Annotated in this window: 6 protein-coding genes; 3 read left to right on the forward strand and 3 right to left on the reverse strand. The window is 64.6% G+C overall.

The window, feature by feature from the left end; all coding sequences use genetic code 11:
- The 3 genes from AC1D1G_RS42080 to AC1D1G_RS42090 form a co-directional block, all read right to left on the reverse strand.
- On the reverse strand, positions 1–109 hold a 109-nt coding region (locus AC1D1G_RS42080), incomplete at its 3' end, for a DUF5302 domain-containing protein (protein WP_477956589.1).
- 82 nt (positions 110–191) lie between these two features.
- Positions 192–710: a pyridoxamine 5'-phosphate oxidase family protein gene (locus AC1D1G_RS42085; RefSeq protein WP_477956587.1), complete on the reverse strand. Its 519-nt coding sequence runs from the start codon at positions 708–710 to the stop codon at positions 192–194.
- A gap of 38 nt (positions 711–748) precedes the next feature.
- Positions 749–1,450: an IclR family transcriptional regulator gene (locus AC1D1G_RS42090; protein ID WP_005240398.1), complete on the reverse strand. Its 702-nt coding sequence runs from the start codon at positions 1,448–1,450 to the stop codon at positions 749–751.
- A 138-nt stretch (positions 1,451–1,588) separates the two neighbouring features.
- Here AC1D1G_RS42090 and leuC point away from each other — a divergent pair, with 138 nt between their 5' ends.
- The 3 genes from leuC to AC1D1G_RS42105 all read left to right on the forward strand — a co-directional run.
- Positions 1,589–3,010 carry a 3-isopropylmalate dehydratase large subunit gene (leuC, locus tag AC1D1G_RS42095; RefSeq protein WP_280781728.1) on the forward strand — a complete coding sequence of 474 codons (1,422 nt, stop codon included), beginning with the start codon at positions 1,589–1,591 and terminating at the stop codon, positions 3,008–3,010.
- Between the two features lie 27 nt (positions 3,011–3,037).
- Entirely contained in the window at positions 3,038–3,646 is a 609-nt protein-coding gene (gene leuD / locus AC1D1G_RS42100) for a 3-isopropylmalate dehydratase small subunit (RefSeq protein WP_005240402.1), read from the forward strand.
- Between the two features lie 157 nt (positions 3,647–3,803).
- A partial coding sequence (locus AC1D1G_RS42105; protein WP_477956588.1) for an HU family DNA-binding protein occupies positions 3,804–4,472 on the forward strand: 669 nt, incomplete at its 3' end.

Consider the following 4,472-nt stretch of genomic DNA (forward strand, 5'->3'; position numbering starts at 1 on the left):
CCTTGGAATGTCCGTCCTTGTGATCGGTGGACAGTCCGGCCTGATGATTCTTCCGCTCGAGTGCTTCGCGGAATTTCTTTTTCGTGTCCTCGTTACTGGCGTCGGTCATGGTGAACTCCCTCGGGTAGTCGGTTCACTCTGTGAAGCTACGCCGAGGGCACCGAGAATGCTCCCGTTTTTTCTGCGCGACGTCAGGCGCGGCGGTCGGCCGTCTCCAGGTACGCGGACGTGGTCCCGCCCACCGGCATCGCGGGCAAGCCGAGCTTGGCATGATCCCAGCTTCTGATGCGCTCGGCAACGATCCGCACGACAACCCGCTTATGCAGCAGCTGATCGATAGCGGGACGCAGATCGTCGGTGTAGGGCCCGGTGTACCGTTCCCACACGCTGACGCCGACCGCGAACATCGCGTCCGGGTCCTCCACGATCTCCGCCCGGCCCTCGATGGAGATTCCGCGCAGGGTGTCGTACGTCTGGCCGTCCTCGATCAGGACGGTGACGCGGTCGTCACGGCGCAGGTTGACCGCCTTCTGCGATTTCGACTTCGTCTCGAACCAGATCTCGCCGTCGATCACGGCGTACCACATGGCGACGAGGTGGGCTCGGCCGTCCGCTGCCACCGTTGCGAGCGTGGCGATCCGGCTCCGATCCACGAATTCGGCGATCTCCGAATCCGTCATCGTGATCTGCGATCGTTGGTTCTTCCCCATCGGCTTCTCCTGTCGCGGTGAACGTCGGTCGTGGTCGATCAGAGCCTCTTGTGCAACGCCTCGGCGGCGGCGAGAAGGTCGGCCGCCCAGCGAGCGCCGGGACGCCTGCCCATCCTGTCGATGGGGCCGGACACCGAAATTGCTGCGATGACAGCGCCGCCGGCATCCCGCACGGGTGCGGCGACACTGGCGACACCGGGTTCCCGCTCGGCGGCGCTCTGTGCCCAGCCGCGCCTGCGGACCTCGAGCAGCACGCGCTCGCCGAACGCCGCGTCGGGAAGAATCGCGCGCTGGGTCTGTGGGTCGGCCCAGGCGAGAAGGACCTTGGCGCCCGAGCCGGCGCTCATCGGCAGTCGTGCCCCGACGAGAACGGTGTCGCGGAGACCTGTGGGCGGCTCCATCGCCGCCACGCAGATGCGCTGAGTGCCTTCCCTGCGGTACAGCTGCACGCTCTCCCCGGTGATCTCGCGCAGCCGCGGAAGGACGAGGGCCGCCGCCGAAACGAGTGGATCGTTAGCCGTTGCAGCGAGTTCGGCGAGGCCGGGACCGGGGCACCACAGCCCGTCGGAGTCGCGGGTCAGGAGGCGGTGGACCTCGAGCCCGACGGCCAGCCGGTGGGCGGTGGCGCGGGGTAGTCCGGTGCGCGAGCACAGTTCAGTGAGGCTGCAGGGCTTCTCGGCCACGGCATGCAGCACGCCCACCGCTTTGTCAAGGACTCCGATGCCGCTATGCTGTCTCATAGGTCGATACCACTTTCTCGCATACTGGGATCATAGCGCACCTTCGTCTCACGTCGAGTGCGTGTCCGGGAAGAGGGTAACGACATCAAGCGCACGGCGGACCGGCCCGAAGCCCGCGGTGCGAGAAGACACACAGAGGTGGAGAAGATGGCGGAGAAAGCACGCACCCTGGCAGAGAAGGTGTGGGAAGACCACGTCGTGGTCCGGGGTGAGGGAGACAACCCCGACCTCATCTACATCGACCTGCATCTCGTTCACGAAGTGACGAGTCCGCAGGCATTCGACGGACTCCGGCTGGCGGGGCGCCCACTGCGCCGACCCGACCTGACGATCGCCACCGAGGACCACAACGTCCCCACCGTCGACATCGACAAGCCGATCGCAGACCCCGTCTCCAAGACTCAGGTGGACACGCTGCGGCGCAACTGTGAGGAATTCGGTGTCCGGCTGCACCCGATGGGAAACATCGACCAGGGCATCGTCCACGTGGTCGGCCCGCAGCTGGGCCTCACCCAGCCCGGCATGACCGTGGTGTGCGGTGACAGCCACACGTCCACCCACGGCGCCTTCGGCGCGCTCGCGATGGGTATCGGCACCAGTGAGGTCGAACACGTCATGGCGACGCAGACGTTGTCGTTGCGTCCTTTCCGGACGATGGCGATCACCGTGGACGGCGAATTGCCCGACGGCGTGACGAGTAAAGATCTCATTTTGGCTGTCATCGCGAAGATCGGAACGGGCGGCGGCCAGGGCTACGTCCTGGAGTACCGGGGCGAAGCGATCCGGAAGATGTCGATGGAAGCGCGGATGACCGTCTGCAACATGTCCATCGAGGCGGGTGCGCGGGCAGGCATGATCGCCCCCGACGAGATCACCTACGAATTCATCAAGGGACGTCCCCATGCGCCGAAGGGCGCCGACTGGGACGCCGCGGTCGAGGCCTGGGAGCAGTTGAAGACCGACGAGGGTGCGGTTTTCGACAACGAGGTCCACATCGACGCGAGTTCCCTGACGCCGTTCGTGACCTGGGGCACCAACCCGGGGCAGGGACTGCCGCTCGGCGAGGCCGTGCCGAATCCTGCCGACATCGTGGACGAGAGCGCGCGTCACGCCGCGGAGAAGGCGTTGACCTACATGGGCCTCGAAGCCGGAACTCCGTTGCGTGAGGTGGCGATCGACACAGTTTTCGTGGGTTCGTGCACCAACGGCCGGATCGAGGATCTGCGCGCCGTGGCCGATGTGTTGCGTGGCCGCCACGTCGCCGACGGGGTCCGGATGCTGATCGTGCCGGGCTCGATGCGTGTTCGCGCGCAGGCCGAAAAGGAGGGTCTCGGCGAGATCTTCACCGCCGCTGGCGCCGAATGGCGGCAGGCGGGGTGCTCGATGTGCCTCGGGATGAACCCGGATCAGCTCGCGCCCGGCGAGCGTTCGGCCTCCACGTCCAACCGCAATTTCGAAGGCCGTCAAGGCAAGGGCGGCCGGACTCACCTGGTTTCGCCGCTGGTCGCCGCCGCGACCGCGGTCCGGGGAACACTGTCCGCGCCGACAGATCTGGCCTAGGACCCAAGGAATTTAGGAGATTTTTCGATGGAATCCTTTAGCACACACAAAGGTATCGGCGTTCCGCTGCGGCGATCCAACGTGGACACGGACCAGATCATTCCGGCGGTCTACCTGAAACGAGTGACCCGCACCGGTTTCGAGGACGGCCTGTTCGCCGCGTGGCGGAACGATCCGAACTTCGTTCTGAACGTCGCCCCGTACGACAAGGGCAGTGTTCTCGTGGCCGGGCCCGATTTCGGCACGGGCTCCTCCCGGGAGCACGCCGTGTGGGCGCTATCCGACTTCGGATTTCGGGTCGTGATCGCCTCTCGCTTCGCCGACATCTTCCGCGGCAACGCCGGCAAGGCCGGTCTGCTGGCCGCTCAGGTGGCCCAGTCGGACGTCGAACTGCTCTGGAAACTGCTCGACGAGCAACCCGGTCTCGAATTGATTGTCGACCTCGAGAACAAGACTGTGACGGCCGGAACCACCGTGGTGCCCTTTGCGATTGATGACTACACACGGTGGCGTCTGATCGAGGGTCTGGACGACATCGGATTGACATTACGGCAGGTAGAAGCCATTTCCGAGTTCGAAAAGTCAAGGCCTTCTTGGAAACCTGCGACTCTTCCGGAGCCCACTCCGGCCGACTGAAAGTTGGAATCGGAGCCTGTCTGCCAGATAATAAGTTCCTGAGAATGGTGCCGCGTTGTATGAGAATTGGCGTGGCACATAGACTCCTGCGGTATTCAGGTTTACCGTAGTTCGTAGTCGGTCCGATGATGGACCATTAGTTCGCGGAGGAATTTCAATGAATAAGGCAGAGCTCATCGATGTTCTGACCGAGAAACTGGGCACGGACAGGCGCACGGCAACGGAAGCTGTCGAGCATGTCGTGGACACGATCGTCCGGGCAGTGCACCGCGGCGACAGCGTGACCATCACCGGTTTCGGTGTCTTCGAGCAGCGTCGTCGCGCGGCACGTGTCGCACGCAACCCGCGCACGGGTGAGACCGTCAAGGTCAAGCCGACGTCGGTGCCGGCGTTCCGTCCGGGCGCTCAGTTCAAGGCGGTTATCGCTGGCGGCCAGAAGCTTCCGGCCACCGGTCCGGCAGTCAAGCGCGGCGCAGCGGCGCCCGCCACCAAGGCTGCTGCCAAGAAGGCTGCTGCCAAGAAGACGGCTGCCAAGAAGACTGCAGCCAAGAAGGCAGCTCCGGCCAAGACCACGGCCGCGAAGAAGACTGCAGCCAAGAAGGCTCCGGCCAAGACTACGGCCGCGAAGAAGACCGTCGCGAAGAAGGTGGCTCCGGCCAAGACCGCAGCCAAGAAGACTGCAGCCAAGAAGGCTCCGGCCAAGACCACGGCAGCCAAGAAGACCGTCGCGAAGAAGGTGGCTCCGGCCAAGACCGCAGCCAAGAAGACTGCAGCCAAGAAGGCTCCGGCCAAGACCACGGCARCCAAGAAGACCGCAGCAAAGAAG

Source organism: Rhodococcus sp. P3_B8 (assembly GCF_056402775.1).